At 66.8% G+C, this 14,683-nt stretch carries 16 protein-coding genes; 6 read left to right on the plus strand and 10 right to left on the minus strand.

The window, feature by feature from the left end:
- Positions 1–142: 142 nt before the first annotated feature.
- The gene (locus AAHK21_RS00955) at positions 143–1,462 is read right to left on the minus strand and encodes a Na+/H+ antiporter family protein (RefSeq protein ID WP_367856065.1); all 1,320 of its coding nucleotides are present in this window, start codon (positions 1,460–1,462) and stop codon (positions 143–145) included.
- 262 nt (positions 1,463–1,724) lie between these two features.
- Between AAHK21_RS00955 and AAHK21_RS00960 the strand changes: the two genes are divergently transcribed.
- The 6 genes from AAHK21_RS00960 to AAHK21_RS00985 all read left to right on the plus strand — a co-directional run bounded on the left by AAHK21_RS00960 (position 1,725) and on the right by AAHK21_RS00985 (position 8,467).
- Positions 1,725–3,872, plus strand: a complete 2,148-nt coding sequence (locus AAHK21_RS00960; RefSeq protein WP_367856066.1) for a methyl-accepting chemotaxis protein — start codon at positions 1,725–1,727, stop codon at positions 3,870–3,872.
- Positions 3,873–3,970: 98 nt separating this feature from the next.
- Entirely contained in the window at positions 3,971–4,981 is a 1,011-nt protein-coding gene (locus AAHK21_RS00965; RefSeq protein WP_367856067.1) for an ABC transporter substrate-binding protein, read from the plus strand.
- Positions 4,978–5,826, plus strand: coding sequence for a proline/glycine betaine ABC transporter permease (locus tag AAHK21_RS00970; protein WP_046855806.1), 849 nt, complete (start codon positions 4,978–4,980; stop codon positions 5,824–5,826). Before AAHK21_RS00965 ends, AAHK21_RS00970 begins: the two co-directional genes overlap by 4 nt.
- A gap of 69 nt (positions 5,827–5,895) precedes the next feature.
- Positions 5,896–6,759 (plus strand): LysR family transcriptional regulator, encoded by an 864-nt coding sequence (locus tag AAHK21_RS00975; protein WP_367856068.1) that lies wholly within the window; start codon positions 5,896–5,898, stop codon positions 6,757–6,759.
- A 132-nt stretch (positions 6,760–6,891) separates the two neighbouring features.
- A complete protein-coding gene (locus tag AAHK21_RS00980) occupies positions 6,892–7,809 on the plus strand; it encodes an AEC family transporter (protein ID WP_367856069.1) in 918 nt (305 codons plus the stop codon).
- Between the two features lie 46 nt (positions 7,810–7,855).
- Complete coding sequence (locus tag AAHK21_RS00985) at positions 7,856–8,467, plus strand: cell wall hydrolase (protein WP_367856070.1); 612 nt, start codon at positions 7,856–7,858, stop codon at positions 8,465–8,467.
- 171 nt (positions 8,468–8,638) lie between these two features.
- Here the strand turns inward: AAHK21_RS00985 and AAHK21_RS00990 are convergent, their stop codons facing one another.
- From AAHK21_RS00990 to AAHK21_RS01030, 9 genes are all read right to left on the minus strand, one after another.
- A complete protein-coding gene (locus tag AAHK21_RS00990; protein WP_367856071.1) occupies positions 8,639–8,875 on the minus strand; it encodes a hypothetical protein in 237 nt (78 codons plus the stop codon).
- Between the two features lie 245 nt (positions 8,876–9,120).
- Complete coding sequence (ureG, locus tag AAHK21_RS00995; RefSeq protein ID WP_367856072.1) at positions 9,121–9,744, minus strand: urease accessory protein UreG; 624 nt, start codon at positions 9,742–9,744, stop codon at positions 9,121–9,123.
- An 11-nt stretch (positions 9,745–9,755) separates the two neighbouring features.
- Positions 9,756–10,430: an urease accessory protein UreF gene (locus AAHK21_RS01000; protein WP_367856073.1), complete on the minus strand. Its 675-nt coding sequence runs from the start codon at positions 10,428–10,430 to the stop codon at positions 9,756–9,758.
- Positions 10,430–10,975: a HupE/UreJ family protein gene (locus tag AAHK21_RS01005; protein ID WP_046855815.1), complete on the minus strand. Its 546-nt coding sequence runs from the start codon at positions 10,973–10,975 to the stop codon at positions 10,430–10,432. The genes AAHK21_RS01000 and AAHK21_RS01005 overlap by 1 nt, the downstream gene beginning before the upstream one ends.
- A gap of 19 nt (positions 10,976–10,994) precedes the next feature.
- Complete coding sequence (ureE, locus tag AAHK21_RS01010) at positions 10,995–11,480, minus strand: urease accessory protein UreE (protein WP_367856074.1); 486 nt, start codon at positions 11,478–11,480, stop codon at positions 10,995–10,997.
- A gap of 10 nt (positions 11,481–11,490) precedes the next feature.
- Positions 11,491–13,194, minus strand: a complete 1,704-nt coding sequence (gene ureC, locus AAHK21_RS01015) for an urease subunit alpha (protein ID WP_046855817.1) — start codon at positions 13,192–13,194, stop codon at positions 11,491–11,493.
- Positions 13,191–13,508, minus strand: coding sequence for an urease subunit beta (locus AAHK21_RS01020; protein WP_050706015.1), 318 nt, complete (start codon positions 13,506–13,508; stop codon positions 13,191–13,193). The genes ureC and AAHK21_RS01020 overlap by 4 nt, the downstream gene beginning before the upstream one ends.
- 10 nt (positions 13,509–13,518) lie before the next feature.
- Positions 13,519–13,821, minus strand: coding sequence for an urease subunit gamma (locus AAHK21_RS01025; protein ID WP_046855819.1), 303 nt, complete (start codon positions 13,819–13,821; stop codon positions 13,519–13,521).
- Positions 13,822–13,831: 10 nt separating this feature from the next.
- On the minus strand, positions 13,832–14,665 hold the full coding sequence (locus AAHK21_RS01030; RefSeq protein WP_367856075.1) for an urease accessory protein UreD: 834 nt from the start codon (positions 14,663–14,665) through the stop codon (positions 13,832–13,834).
- Positions 14,666–14,683 lie beyond the last annotated feature (18 nt).

Here is a 14,683-nt window from a genome sequence, read left to right on the forward strand (position 1 = left end):
TCTGGGGCCGCCCTGCGGCCCATCGCCGGCAAGCCGGCTCCCACAGGCGATCACATGTCCCTGTGGGAGCCAGCTCGTCGTGGCGACGAACCGCGGCGAAAGGGCTGCAAAGCAGCCCCGGCGGTATCAGGTCAAACCCGGATCAGAGCGTCATCGCCGCCAACCAGCCAAACGCCAGCAGCGGCAGGTTGTAGTGCAGGAACGTCGGCACCACGGTGTCCCAGATATGGTGGTGCTGGCCATCCACGTTCAGCCCGGAGGTCGGCCCCAGGGTCGAGTCCGAAGCCGGCGAACCGGCATCGCCCAGGGCACCGGCAGTACCGACGATGCACACGGTGGCCAGCGGATCGAAGCCCAGTTGCACGCACAGCGGCACGAAGATCGCCGCCAGGATCGGCACGGTGGAGAACGACGAGCCGATGCCCATGGTCACCAGCAGCCCCACCAGCAGCATCAGCAATGCACCAATGCCCTTGCTGTGGTCGATCCACTGCGCCGAGGTTTCCACCAGGCTCTTCACCTCGCCGGTGGCCTTCATCACTTCGGCGAAGCCGGAGGCGGCGATCATGATGAAGCCGATCATCGCCATCATCTTCATGCCTTCGGTGAACAGGTCGTCGGTATCCTTCCAGCGCACGATGCCCGACAGCGAAAAGATCAGGAAGCCGACCATCGCGCCGATGATCATCGAGTCCAGCCACAGCTGGATGATGAATGCCGCGGCGATCGCCACCCCGGCCACCAGCAGGGTCACCGGGTTGTACTGCACGCTGACCTGCTCGACCTGCTCGATCCGCGCCAGGTCGTAGTCACGCTTCTTGCGGTAGCTGAAGAACACCGCCAGCAACAGGCCGGCGAGCATGCCTGCGGCGGGAATTGCCATGGCGTGGGTGACATTGACCCCGCTCACGTCGACGCCGGCGCGGGCGACATTGGCCAGCAGGATCTCGTTAAGGAAGATGTTGCCGAAACCGACCGGCAGGAACATGTACGGGGTGATCAGGCCGAAGGTGATCACGCAGGCGATCAGCCGGCGGTCGATGCGCAGGCGGGTCAACACGTACAGCAGCGGCGGCACCAGCAACGGGATGAAGGCGATGTGGATCGGCAGGATGTTCTGCGACGACACCGCCACCACCAGCATCAGGCCGATCAGCAGCCACTTGACCTTGCCACCGTCGGCATGCCCCTGGCGATCGATCATCGCCAGCGCCCGATCGGCCAGGGCATGGGCCAGGCCCGACTTGGCGATGGCCACCGCAAAGGCGCCGAGCAACGCATACGACAACGCCACCGTGGCACCGCCACCCAGGCCACCATTGAAGGCCTTGAGCGTGCCCTCGATACCCAGCCCACCGACCAGGCCTCCGGCCAGGGCGCCGATGATCAGGGCGATGACCACATGCACGCGGGACAGGCTCAGGATCAGCATGAGCCCGACCGCGGCAATCACTGCATTCATGGTGTGCAAACCTCGTTACGACAGACAAAAAGCGGGTATTCCGGCGACAGACTGCGCGCAGGCAGTGGCCGGACCAGGGGATGTTGTTATGAAGGGCGCACACTCTGAAGCACAGACCGACAGAAGTCAAAAGCGTCTGCGCCGCGGCCCTTTGTAGGAAATAGACGAAAGTCGCAGGATTTAATTGAACGTTTGAATAAAGAAAAATCCGAGCACGCCGACACAGTCGGCAGCATCAAACCTATTACAAGGGATTTTCCCCATGCCTTTGCTGCGACAACTCTCCATCCAATGGAAGATCACCCTGCTGGCGGGCCTGTGCCTGGCGGCCATCGTCACCCTCCTCGTCGGCCTTTCGCTGTACCGCATGGACCACAGTTCGGACCTGGTCAAAGCCAGCAGCATGCGCATGCTCTCCGACTCGGCACAGTCGCGCATCGAGTCCCAGGGCGAAGTCCAGGCCCTGAACATCCGCCGTCAGTTCATGGACGCCTACCAGTACGGCGCCGGTTTCGCCCGTCAGGTGTTGTTCCTGCGCGAACAGGCCGAAAAACGCTTCCTCGACGCCTACGACCTGCGCCAGGACATGACCGCCCAGGTGCGTGCCGCGCTGCAGGCCAACCCCGACCTGCTCGGTCTGTCGCTGGTGTTCGAACCGGGCGCGCTGGATGGCAAGGACAAGCTGTTCGCCGGCCAGAGCGAACTGGGTAGCAACGAGACCGGGCGCTTCGCCCTGTACTGGTCGCAGCCGCGGGTCGGCCAGCTGACCTCGATGGCGCTGCCCGAACACGACATGGCCAACACCGAGATCGGCCCCAGTGGCCAGCCGGCCAACACCTGGTGGGTGTGCCCGCGCAGCACCGGCACAGTGTGCGTGGTCGAGCCGTACTTCTATGACATCGACGGCCAGCGCGTGCTGATGACCAGCATCGTCTTCCCGCTCAAGGCCGGCGACAAGGTCATCGCCACCCTGTCCATCGACATCAACCTCAATAGCCTGCAGGCGTTGAGCCAGACCGCCAGCCGCAGCCTCTACGAGGGCCAGACCACGGTCGGCATCCTCAGCCCCGTGGGCCTGCTGGCCGGCTACAGCGCCGATGCCGGCAAGCTGGCCCAGCGCTTCGACCAGGTCGACCGGACCCAGGGCGCGGAACTGGTGCGCAAGCTCGCCGAAGGCAAACTGCAGATCCTCCACGATCAGCAGCGCCTGAAAGTGCTGGCTGCGTTCGAACCGATCCCAGGCGGCAAGCCCTGGGGCGTGCTGCTGGACGTGCCGGAAAGTGCCCTGACCGGGCCGGCCGAGGCGCTCAAGGTAGAACTCGACGCCCTCAACACCAGCGGCACCCTGCTCGAACTGGGCCTGGGCCTGGCCGCCGCCATCGCCGGCCTGCTGCTGGTGTGGCTGATGGCCCGCGGCGTGACCCGGCCGATTCTTGGCGTGGCCGCCATGCTCAAGGACATCGCCAGCGGCGAAGGCGACCTGACCCGCCGCCTGCAATACGACAAGCAGGACGAGCTAGGCGAGTTGGCCGGCTGGTTCAACCGCTTCCTCGACAAGCTGCAGCCGACCATCGCCGAGGTCAAGCGCTCGGTCCAGGCCGCCCGCGGCACCGCCGACCAGTCTGCGGCCATCGCCGCCGAAACCAGCGCCGGCATGGAGCAGCAATACCGCCAGGTCGACCAGGTGGCCACCGCCTCCCACGAGATGAGCGCCACCGCCCAGGATGTCGCCCGCAGCGCGGCCCAGGCCGCCCAGGCCGCGCGTGAAGCCGACCAGGCCACCCGCGAAGGCCTGGCGGTGATCGACCGCACCACCACCAGCATTGACACCCTGGCCGCCGACATGAGCGGCGCCATGGCCCAGGTCGAGGGCCTGGCGCGCAACAGCGAGAAGATCGGTTCGGTGCTCGAGGTAATCCGCTCGATCGCCGAGCAGACCAACCTGCTGGCGCTCAACGCCGCGATCGAGGCGGCCCGTGCCGGCGAGGCTGGCCGCGGCTTCGCCGTGGTCGCCGACGAAGTGCGCAACCTGGCGCGCCGCACCCAGGAGTCGGTGGAGGAAACCCGCCAGGTGATCGAGGCCCTGCAGGCCGGCACCCAGGAAGTGGTCGGCGCCATGGACAGCAGCCATCGCCAGGCCCAGGGCGGCGTTGAACAGGTCGGCCAGGCCGTTACCGCGCTGCAGCGCATCGGCCAGGCGGTGACCGTGATCACCGACATGAACCTGCAGATCGCCAGCGCCGCCGAGGAACAGAGCGCGGTGGCCGAGGAGATCAACAGCAACGTCGCCACCATCCGTGACGTGACCGAGTCGCTGAGCGGCCAGGCCAACGAATCGGCGCGGGTCAGCCAGTCGCTCAACAGCCTGGCCAACCAGCAGCAGGGGTTGATGGATCAGTTCCGCGTTTAACTGCCAAGCGCCGGGGCCGCCTGCAGGTGGTCTCGGCTGAAAAGCCTCGTCGTCTACACTTTTGCCGGAACCCACGGACCGGCACCGACGAGGCCCCGATGAAGAAAGTTCCTACCCTGCTGGCCAGCCTGCTCCTTGCCTTCGGCCTGGCCAGCACCGACTCCGCCGCTGCGGCCGAGCAACCCATCCACTTCGGCGCCATCGGCTGGGAAAGCGGCGCACTGACCACCGAGATCCTGCGCCTGATCGTCGAACATGGCTACGGCTACCCCACCGACACCCTGCCCGGCAGCACCGTGAGCATGGAAGTGGCCCTGGCGCGCAACGACCTGCAAGTGATCGCCGAGGAATGGGCCGGGCGCAGCCCCGCCTGGGTCAAGGCCGAGCAGGCCGGCCAGGTGTTTGCCCTGGGCGACACGGTAAAGAACGCGGAGGAAGGCTGGTGGGTACCGGCCTACGTCATCAAGGGCGACCCGGCACGCCACCTCGGACCCCTTGCGCCGGACCTGCGCAGCGTCGACGACCTCAAGCGCTACCCCCAGGTATTCGACGACCCCGAGGCGCCCGGCAAGGGCCGCTTCCTCAACAGCCCCAGCGGCTGGACTTCCGAGACCGTCAACAGCCAGAAGCTCAAGGCCTATGGCCTGAACGAGCTGTACAACAACTTCCGCAGCGGCACCGGCGCGGCCCTCGACGCCGAGATCGCCGCCAAGATCAAGCTCGGCAAGCCCGTGCTGTTCTACTACTGGAGCCCTACCCCGCTGATGGGCCGCTACGACCTGGTACGCCTTGAAGAACCCCCGTTCGATGCTGCGGCCTGGGCCACCCTCACAGATCCCGCCAATCCCGCTCCCAAAGGCAGCCGTTCGTTGCCGGCCAAGCTCTCGATCGGGGTGTCGAAAGCGTTTCGTGACGCCCACCCGGAACTGGTCGCCGTATTCGAGAAAGTCGACCTGCCCATCGACACCCTGAACAAGACACTCGCCCACATGAGCGAAACCCGGCAGAAACCCCGCGACGCGGCGATCGCCTTCCTGCGTGACAACCCTGCGGTGTGGAAGGCCTGGCTGCCCGCCGAAAACGCCGCCAAGGTCGAGGCCGGCCTGTGAGTGGTGGTTTTCCCGAAGCCCTGCAATTCTCATTCGCCGCTTGGGTCAACCGCTTGGTCGACTGGCTGGTCCTGCACTATGGCGATCATCTGCGCACCGTCTCCGACCAGTTGCTGCAACTGCTGCTAGGCCTGGAAAATCTGCTGCGGCTGCTGCCCTGGTGGCTGCTGCTGGTGCTGGTCGGCCTGCTGGCCTGGCATGCCAGCCGCAGTCTGGCCCGGGCGTTGATGCTGCCACTGCTGCTGGCCCTGATCGGCATGCTCGGGCTGTGGGACAAGCTGCTGCAGACCCTCGCTCTGGTGCTGGTCAGCACCGGCCTGTGCGTGCTGATCGGGGTGCCGCTGGGCATCCTGCTGGCCACCCGCCCGCTGGCCCGGCGCCTGATCCTGCCGGTACTCGACGTGATGCAGACCCTGCCGGCCTTCGTCTACCTGATTCCGGTGCTGATGCTGTTCGGCCTGGGCAAGGTGCCGGCGGTGTTCGCCACGCTGATCTACGCCCTGCCGCCGCTGGTGCGCCTGACCGAGCTGGGCCTGGCGCAGATCGACCCGTCGCTGCTGCAGGCCGCCCACGGCCTGGGCGCCAGCCGCTGGCAACGGCTGCGGCGCATCGCCCTGCCGCTGGCCCTGCCGAGCATCATGGCCGGGCTCAACCAGTCGGTGATGATGGCCCTGTCGATGGTGGTGGTCGCGTCGATGATCGGCGCCCGCGGGCTGGGCGAGGACGTGCTGGCCGGTATCCAGACCCTGAACGTTGGCCAGGGAGTCGAGGCGGGCCTGGCGATCGTCGCGCTGGCGATGGTGATCGACCGCATCAGCCAGGCATACGGACGCCCCGGGCGTTGAGACGCGCATTCGCGTATCGTACCCAGGCCCTTGCGCCCTAGCCTGCCACGTCATGAACTGGAGCCCCGCGTGTCCCTCAAAGCCCTGCGCACCTTGGTCACCATCGCCCGCCATGGCACCTTCGCCCGCGCCGCCGACCTGCTGAGCCTGACCCCTTCGGCGGTGAGCCTGCACATCAAGACCTTGGAAGACGAGCTGCAGGTCGCCCTGTTCGACCGCAGCCGCCGCCAGGTGATGCTGACCGAGGCCGGGCAGCTGGCGGTGGCCCGCGCCGAAGGCATCCTGGCTGCCTACGACGAACTGGCCGACACCCTGGCCAGCGGCCCGAGCCTGCGCGGTCGCCTGCGTATCGGGGCGATCCACACCGTGCTCGCCCGGCGCCTGCCCAGGGCACTGGTGTGGATCAAGGCGCACCACCCCGAGCTGCATGTCAGCGTGGTGTCGGGCATGTCTGCGGAACTCGCCCGGCGGGTCGAAGATGGCGAGCTGGACGCGGCGATCACCACCGAACCGGTCAGCCCCTACCCGCAAAGCCTGCAGTACACGCCGCTGTTCGAGGACCGCTTCTGGGCCATCGCCAGCCCGGATCTGGCGGGCCAGAGCTTGCCGGCGCTGCTCGCCAGCCAGCCGTTCCTGCGCTTCGACAAACGCGCCTGGGCCGGCCGCCAGATCGAACAGGAACTGCGCCGTCAGCGCCTGCAGGTCAACGAGCAGATGGAGCTGGACAGCCAGGAAGCCCTGGCGCGCATGGCGGCCATGGGGCTCGGGGTGGCGGTGATCCCCATGAGCGACGACGACCTCGAACGGCTGCCAGCCGCCACCGTGATGCCGTTCGGTGAACCGCAGCTGACCCGGCGCATGGTGCTGCTGGAACATGAAAAGAGCCAGCGGCGGCACCTGAGTGCGGTATTGAAGACCGCACTCGAGGCATGAACGCAGGCGAAAGCGTTGCGCAGCAGCCCTGGACAATGCATTTTTTCTCAACAGTCACTCAAGAAAACACCGTTTTTTCTGCTCACTCAACTCCGCTAGTCTGTGCCCGTACCCGGCCACGGACCACCCGCCATGCTCCATCTGCTGCTCACTACTCTCGTCCCGATCATCCTGCTCATCGCCCTGGGCACCTGGCTGCGGGTCCGTGGCTTTGTCGCCGAAACCTTCTGGCCCGGCGCCGAACGCCTGAGCTATTACGTGCTGCTGCCTTCGTTGTTCCTGCACGGCCTGGCCACCGCCAACCTCGACGGCGTGCCGGTGCTGGGCATGGTCGGCGTGCTGATGCTCTCGACCCTGCTCGGCGCCCTGCTGCTGGTGCTCTACCAGGGCGTCGCCAGCCATGACGGCGGCGACTTCACCTCGGTGTTCCAGGGTGGCGTGCGCTTCAACAACTATATCGGCGCCACCCTGGCCGCCGGCCTCTACGGCACTGCCGGCATCGCCCTCGCGGCGGTGGCCAACGCCGCTATCGTGCCGCTGGTCAATCTGCTCTGCGTACTGGTGTTCGCCCGCTTCAGCGCACGCCACAGCTCACCGACCACAGTGCTCAAGGCGATCTTCGCCAACCCGTTGATCATCGGCTGCGCGGCGGGCCTGTTGCTGCGGGTAACCGGCCTCGGCCTGCCGGCCGGCTTGGAGCCCACGGTCAAGGCCCTGGGCCAGGCGGCGCTGCCGCTGGGCCTGCTGTGCGTCGGCGCGGCGCTCGGCGGGGCTCGGCTGGGGCAGCAGGTCAGGCCGGTGCTGGCCGCGTCGCTGTTCAAGTTCCTGGTCATGCCGGTGACCACCTGGGGCCTGTGCCGGTTGCTCGGGCTGGGCGGCCAGGCCGCAGTGGTGGCGGTGCTGTTCCAGGCCCTGCCCACCGCGTCGTCGTCCTATGTGATGGCCCGGCAGATGGGCGGCAACGCCCCGTTGATGGCCACCATCATCGCCCTGCAGACCATCGCCGCCGCCGCGACCCTGCCCCTGGTGCTGAGCCTGACACTGAATTGAAACCGAACGGCTAGACTGTGGACAGCCCTCTCGCGGAGTCTCGATCATGCGCCTTGCGTGGATGCTGTTCGGTCTGTCCCTGACCCTGCTTGCAGGCCCCCTCCCCGCCGCCGACAGCCAGCAGGCCGCGGTTGCCGAAGACAAGGCGCAAGTGCTCGAGGAGAAGGTGGCCGAGGATGCCCCACCGCCCAAAAAACAGGAAACCCTGACCCCCGGTGAAGTCCAGGCCGTCGACCCGGCAGGCCAGGCGCCGATGGACGACAGCATCACCTGCCTGGCCCGCACCATCTACTGGGAAGCCAAGGGCGCCGACGCCGAGGACATGAGCGCGGTGGCCAGCGTGGTGCTCAATCGCCTTGGCCACGAAGGCTTCCCCGACAGCATCTGCGGCGTGGTCAAGCAGGGGGTAGAGAGCAAGAGTTGCCAGTTCTCCTGGTGGTGCGACGGGCGCTCCGACCAGGTGGAAGAAGCGGAGCGTTACGCGGTGGCCAAGGAAATCGCCCGCAAGGCACTCAATCAGCAGCTCAAGGACCCCACCGGCGGCGCCCTGTATTTCCATGACCGCAGCGTCCGCCCCGACTGGGCCAAGGCCTATCGCAAGACGGCCCAGACCACGCATTTCCTGTTCTACAAGCCGAACCAGGCCCTGGCACGATAAGCCGAGATCAAAAACCGACCGTCGCCGATACCAGCCAGGTCCGCCCAGGCGTCGCTGGAGCCAGCCGTATCAACCTCAATGCACTGGCCAATAGTATCGGCCCTGACGGGGCATGCAGTTGTGTTCGTCGTAGATCAGCGCCATTTCACCGGCTGCCTACCCCGCTCTACATCAATCGAATTCAATAGGAGGTTGACAGTTACCGGCAGAAGTTCGAGCAGTGCCGTCCGGGCATACGCCCGATCCAATGTCGCCGATGAAGGCGGCGGCAACCTGCAGCGTCTTTTCCGCACTGCTGCTTTGGAAGAACGGTGAAGCGTCCTTGGCAGAGCTCGCCGGCTCATTGCCATAGGCAATCTGGGTCAAGCTTGCAGATGCCAGCAACGCGGCCAGTACAACCTTTTTCATACAGTGTCCTTTCAGTGATTCCTGGTTTCATTTGCGCAGGCAAAGCGTTTTCTCCTGCAGCCCGACAGACTCTATCCGTCATCCATGCCAGGCAACGTTAGGAAAAGACCGCTTCGCCACCTAGAAGCGCTCCTTTGACTTGTAGGAAGTCGTGCTTGAGGACGTGATGGCGCCAAGGTACGGGGCCAGCAGCCGTGAGGCGAAGCACCACGGGGGCTGCGCTCGGCCTCATGGGTACTGCACCTCTACCGCCCGCCCCCCAGCATCCCGCGCTCGACAATGAAATCGATCACTGCCTGCAGCCCCTCGCCCTTCTTCAGGTTGCTGAAGGTCCACGGTCGCTCCGGGCGCATGCGCCGGGTGTCACGTTCCATCACCTCCAGCGACGCCCCCACATAGGGCGCGAGGTCGGTCTTGTTGATCACCAGGAAGTCCGACTTGGTGATGCCCGGCCCACCCTTGCGCGGGATCTTCTCGCCCTCGGCGACATCGATCACATAGATGGTGAGGTCGGCCAGCTCCGGGCTGAAGGTGGCGCTGAGGTTGTCACCGCCGCTCTCGACGAAGATCACCTCGAGGTTACCGAACTGGCGCGCCAGCGCTTCGACGGCGGCCAGGTTCATCGAGGCGTCCTCGCGGATCGCCGTGTGCGGGCAGCCGCCGGTCTCGACGCCAACGATACGCTCTGGCTCCAAGGCCCCCGCTTCGGTGAGGATGCGCTGGTCTTCCTTGGTGTAGATGTCGTTGGTCACCACGGCGATCTGGTAGTGATCACGCATGGCCTTGCACAGGGCTTCGAGCAGCGCGGTCTTGCCGGAGCCGACCGGGCCGCCGACGCCGACACGCAGGGGTTGCTGGTAGTTTTGCATCGTGGCAGTCCTCAGGAACGGAACAAACGGGTGTATTGGGTTTCATGGCGCGACGAAGCGATGGCCAGCAGTGGCAGGCCACCGCCGAGTTGTTCGTCGTTCAGGGCCAGGGCATCATCGAGCACGACAGGCAGTTCCTCGCCCAGGTCGCGCAGCAGGGTCTGGGCGGCCTGCTGGCCGAACGGCACCAGTTTCACCCCCGCCATCACCGCGCCTTCGAGCCAGGCGAAGCCATGGCCCAGGGCGAGCTGGCGCAGCGGGATCGACCAGTGCGCCCCGAGCCAGGCCATGCCGCCCAGCTGGCTGAGCTCGAGGCTGGCGCGCCAGGCCGGCTCCTGCCCCAGTTGCCAGCCATCGAGCAGGCGCGCCAGGGCGCTGCCGCGCTGGCGTTCTTCAAGGCGCAGTTCGGCGGTCTCGCGGTTGGCTAAAAGAAACTGGCTCCAGTGCGCGAAGGCGTCGGCATCGTCTGCCTGGCAGGCCTTGTACAGGCGCGCCAGCAACGGCCAGTCGAGGTGGCCGAGGGTGTCGTGCAACTGCTCGCGCTGCCAGGCGGCGAAGCCGTTGGCATCCTTCACCCAACCGGCTTCCACGGCCCATTCCAGGCCTTGCGAGTAGGTAAATCCGCCCACCGGCAAACCCGGGCTGGCCAACTGCAGCAAGCGCAGCAGCGCCAGATCAGTGTGCATCAGCCGGCCAGCACCAGCGCAGCGCCCGCCAGCAGGCCGCCGCCGAAAGCCTTCTGCAGGCCGGCATGGCGCCGCAGCAGGCAACCGACGCCGAAGCCCGCCGCCAGCAGCAAGCCGCTGACCGTGACGAAACCGGCACTGAACTGCCAGAACGCGCTGGGGGTGGCTTCCACGCCATGGGCCCAACCGTGGAACAGAGCGAACACCGGCATGATCAGCGACAACAGCAACTGACGGCTCGGCAGCAGCATGGCGGCCGCGGCCACCAGTAGCGAGCCGAGGATCATCTGCTCCATGCCGAGCACATCGCCGAACAGATGGCCGCACACCGCGCCGCCGAACATCGCCGCCAAGGTCGCCAATGGCAAGGTCAGGTTGCGTCGCGTGAGGGCGGCGAGTACACCGGTGCCAAGCAGCATCAGCAAGTGATCGAGGCCGGTCAGCGGGTGCAGCAGGCCATCCTGCAACGGGTTGCTGTCGTGACCGGGATGGGCGAAGGCCGGCAAGGCCACCATCAGCAGTACCAGGGCGAAGGTCTTTTTCATTGTGGGCTCCAGGGTGAGGTCAGGAATGGGCTGGCAGGCGCACGAACGGGTGGTCGTGGCCGTGGGAATGGCTGTGAGGTGTGCTCTGGTAGGCACCGGCCTCGGGCTCGAACGGCGCCTGTTCGGCAACCACCTCCAGCCCCAGGCCACGCAGCATGTCGTCGAGCACATGGTCGTGCTGGAAGCGCAACAGGCCCGGCTCGATCTGCAACGGCACATGGCGGTTGCCCAGATGGTAGGCGGCGCGGGCCAGCAGGTGCGGGTCGGCGCAGCGCACGGTCGAGACCGCTTCGGGCGCGGCGAGCACGCGAATGACCTGTTGGCCATCGGCATCGGCCAGCAGTTCGCCGCCACGCAGCAGATGGCCGCGCTCGAGCATCAGCCCGGCTTCGCGGCCGTCGTCGAGGGTGACGCGCAGACGGCTCTTGATGCGGCTGTCGACATTCAGGGTGACGCTGCCGGTGATGGCTTCGGCTGCAGTGACTCGGCGTGTGAGGACAATCATGTTCGCTCCTTCAGAACAGGAAATAACGCTGCGCCAGCGGCAATTCGTGCGCCGGCTCGCACACCAGCAGCTCGCCATCGGCACGTACCTGGTAGGTCTGCGCGTCGACTTCGATCAGCGGTTGCAGGGAGTTGTGGAGCATGTCGGCCTTGCGTACCCGCCGACAGCCATGGGCCACGCCGATCAGGCTCTGCAGTTTCAGCTCCTCGGGCAGGCCACGATCCAGGGCGGCCTGGGGCAGGAAGGTCATGCGCGTGGCATGCCGCGCCGCGCCCAGGGCGCCGAACATCGGCCGGTAGTGCACCGGTTGCGGGGTCGGGATCGAGCCGTTGATATCGCCCATCGGCGCCGTGGCGATCATCCCACCCTTGAGCACCAGCGCCGGCTTGACCGCGAAGAACGCCGGCGCCCACAGCACCAGGTCGGCCAGCTTGCCAACCTCCACCGAGCCGACCTCGTGGGCGATGCCGTGGGTCAGCGCCGGGTTGATGGTGTACTTGGCGATGTAGCGCTTGACCCGGAAGTTGTCGCTGTAGCTGCTGTCCGGGGCCAGCGGACCACGACGCAGCTTCATCTGGTGCGCCACCTGCCAGGTGCGCAGCACCACCTCGCCGACCCTGCCCATGGCCTGGGAGTCGGACGAGGTCATGGCGAAGGCGCCCATGTCGTGGAGAATGTCCTCGGCGGCGATGGTCTCGCGGCGGATGCGCGACTCGGCGAAGGCGACGTCCTCGGCGATGCTCGGGTCCAGGTGGTGGCAGACCATGAGCATGTCGAGGTGCTCGTCCACCGTGTTCACGGTGTAGGGCAGCGTCGGGTTGGTCGAGGACGGCAGCACGTTGGCCTGGCCCGCCGCGCGGATGATGTCCGGCGCGTGGCCGCCGCCCGCCCCTTCGGTGTGGAAGGTGTGGATGGTGCGCTCGCCGATGGCGGCCAGGGTGTCCTCGATGCAGCCCGACTCGTTGAGGGTGTCGGTATGGATCGCCACCTGGATGTCCATCTCCTCCGCCACGCCCAGGCAGCAGTCGATGGCGGCCGGCGTCGAGCCCCAGTCCTCGTGCAGCTTGAGGCCCACGGCGCCAGCGGCGATCTGCTCGCGCAGTGCCTCGGGCCGCGAGGCATTGCCCTTGCCCAGCAGGCCGATATTGATCGGCAGGCAGTCGGCGGCCTGGAGCATGCGCGCCAGGTACCAGGGCCCCGGGGTGCAGGTGGTGGCGTTGGTGCCGGTGGCCGGCCCGGTGCCGCCGCCGATGAAGGTGGTCACGCCGCTGGTCAGCGCCTCTTCCACCTGCTGCGGGCAGATGAAGTGGATATGCGAGTCGATGCCGCCGGCGGTGACGATCTTGCCTTCGGCGGCGATCACCTCGGTGCCCGGCCCTACCGGTACCGTGACGCCGGGCTGTACATCGGGGTTGCCGGCCTTGCCAATGGCGGCGATACGGCCATGCTTGACGCCGATATCGGCCTTGACGATGCCCCAGTGGTCGATGATCAGCGCATTGGTCAGCACCAGGTCCATGGCCTCAGCCGCGAGCATCTGGCCCTGGCCCATGCCATCGCGGATCACCTTGCCGCCGCCGAACTTGACCTCCTCGCCGTAGATCGTGAAGTCCTTTTCCACCTCCACCCACAACGCGGTGTCGGCCAGGCGCACGCGGTCACCGACGGTAGGCCCGAACATGTCGGCGTAGGCCTGGCGGGAAATGCGGCTCATGCCCTGCCCTCCAGCGCGCCCATCACCTTGCCCTGAAAGCCGTACACCTCGCGCTTGCCGGCGTAGGCCACCAGTTGCACGGTGCGCGCCTGTCCCGGCTCGAAGCGCACCGCGGTGCCGGCCGGGATGTCCAGGCGAAAGCCCCGGGTCGGCTCGCGCTCGAACACCAGGGCGTCGTTGACTTCGTAGAAGTGGTAGTGCGAGCCCACTTGCACCGGGCGATCACCATGGTTGGCCACGCTGACGCTGACGCTCTGGCGGCCGACATTGAGCTCGATGTCGCCTGCGGCGACCTGGACTTCTCCGGGGATCATGCCGGGCTCCTCAAACGATGGGTTCATGCACGGTCACCAGCTTTGTACCGTCGGGGAAGGTCGCCTCGACCTGGACGTCGTGCAGCATTTCCGGCACACCGGCCATCACTTGCTCGCGCGCCAGCACCTCGCGACCCAAGCTCATCAGCTCGGCCACCGTACGGCCATCGCGGGCGCCTTCGAGCACTGCGGCGCTGATCAGCGCCACCGCCTCCGGGTAGTTCAGTTTCAGGCCACGGGCCAGGCGCCGCTCGGCCAGCAAGGCGGCGGTGAACAGCAGCAGTTTGTCTTTCTCTCGCGGGGTCAGCTCCATGGCGGCTCTCTCAGGTGGCCCAGATGCGCGGCGGGCACGGCGCCAGGCCAAGCACGGCCGGGCGCAGCAGGTGCCAGAGGCGCTGCAGGTTACGTTGCAGGTGTTGGTTGTCGTGGTCGAGCAGGCGGATCACCAGCAGTGGGCCGAGCAGCGTCGCACCGGCTGGGGTGTCGAGTTCGTCGAGGATCTGGCGCACTCGCTCCAGCACCGCCGAGTCGGCGGGTACTGCGCAGAAGGTGGCGAGCAACGGGTGCCCGGCGACCTTGTCCAGCAGCCCGCCCTCGATGCGCAGGCGCTCGTACAGGCCCGGTTCGCCGGGCAGTTCGATGCGCAGGCGGCTGTCCAGCGCGCCCTCCTCGAAGCGCTCGTTCATCACCGGACGGCCCAGGCACAGCGTCTCCCAGGCCAGCAGGCGCGCGCCGGGCTCAAGGCTGAAACGGCTGTCGAGGCAGGCGCGGGCGCCGTTGAAAAAGATGCTGTCCTGCGGCAGCCATTCCAGAGTGCTGCCGGCGGCGAGGTGAAAGCGCTGGGCGAGCCGCGCGGTGGGGCCGATGCTGCGGTAGAACTTGCTCGCGCCGGGCATGGTCAGCAAGGCATGGCTGCCGGGCTCGAGGTGGACATCAAGTTCGAGGCGGTCGCCGGCGACGATGCCCCCTGGCGGGTGCAGCACATAGACATGGCATGGCGCACCCTCCGGATAGAACGGCCGCTGCACCAAAAGAGGTCCGACATGACGCCGCGCACCAAGGCGGGTCACACCCTCGCGCTGGACGAAGCGCAACTGCAGGTGGGCACTCCAGCCCGGGTCTGCCTGCGGTGGGTCGATCTGCTGCGCCAACGACATCCTCAAACCCCTGAAATC

Source organism: Pseudomonas sp. TE50-2, from assembly GCF_040813665.1.
Taxonomy (GTDB): Bacteria; Pseudomonadota; Gammaproteobacteria; order Pseudomonadales; family Pseudomonadaceae; genus Aquipseudomonas; species Aquipseudomonas soli.

Excerpts from the sequence above, each read along its gene's own strand:
- AAHK21_RS00955 (WP_367856065.1), bottom strand. The coding sequence starts at position 1,462 with ATGAATGCAGTGATTGCCGCGGTCGGGCTCATGCTGATCCTGAGCCTG.
- AAHK21_RS00960 (WP_367856066.1), top strand. The coding sequence starts at position 1,725 with ATGCCTTTGCTGCGACAACTCTCCATCCAATGGAAGATCACCCTGCTG.
- AAHK21_RS00965 (WP_367856067.1), top strand. The coding sequence starts at position 3,971 with ATGAAGAAAGTTCCTACCCTGCTGGCCAGCCTGCTCCTTGCCTTCGGC.
- AAHK21_RS00980 (WP_367856069.1), top strand. The coding sequence starts at position 6,892 with ATGCTCCATCTGCTGCTCACTACTCTCGTCCCGATCATCCTGCTCATC.
- AAHK21_RS00985 (WP_367856070.1), top strand. The coding sequence starts at position 7,856 with ATGCGCCTTGCGTGGATGCTGTTCGGTCTGTCCCTGACCCTGCTTGCA.
- AAHK21_RS00990 (WP_367856071.1), bottom strand. The coding sequence starts at position 8,875 with ATGAAAAAGGTTGTACTGGCCGCGTTGCTGGCATCTGCAAGCTTGACC.
- ureG (WP_367856072.1), bottom strand. The coding sequence starts at position 9,744 with ATGCAAAACTACCAGCAACCCCTGCGTGTCGGCGTCGGCGGCCCGGTC.
- AAHK21_RS01000 (WP_367856073.1), bottom strand. The coding sequence starts at position 10,430 with ATGCACACTGATCTGGCGCTGCTGCGCTTGCTGCAGTTGGCCAGCCCG.
- AAHK21_RS01005 (WP_046855815.1), bottom strand. The coding sequence starts at position 10,975 with ATGAAAAAGACCTTCGCCCTGGTACTGCTGATGGTGGCCTTGCCGGCC.
- ureE (WP_367856074.1), bottom strand. The coding sequence starts at position 11,480 with ATGATTGTCCTCACACGCCGAGTCACTGCAGCCGAAGCCATCACCGGC.
- ureC (WP_046855817.1), bottom strand. The coding sequence starts at position 13,194 with ATGAGCCGCATTTCCCGCCAGGCCTACGCCGACATGTTCGGGCCTACC.
- AAHK21_RS01020 (WP_050706015.1), bottom strand. The coding sequence starts at position 13,508 with ATGATCCCCGGAGAAGTCCAGGTCGCCGCAGGCGACATCGAGCTCAAT.
- AAHK21_RS01025 (WP_046855819.1), bottom strand. The coding sequence starts at position 13,821 with ATGGAGCTGACCCCGCGAGAGAAAGACAAACTGCTGCTGTTCACCGCC.
- AAHK21_RS01030 (WP_367856075.1), bottom strand. The coding sequence starts at position 14,665 with ATGTCGTTGGCGCAGCAGATCGACCCACCGCAGGCAGACCCGGGCTGG.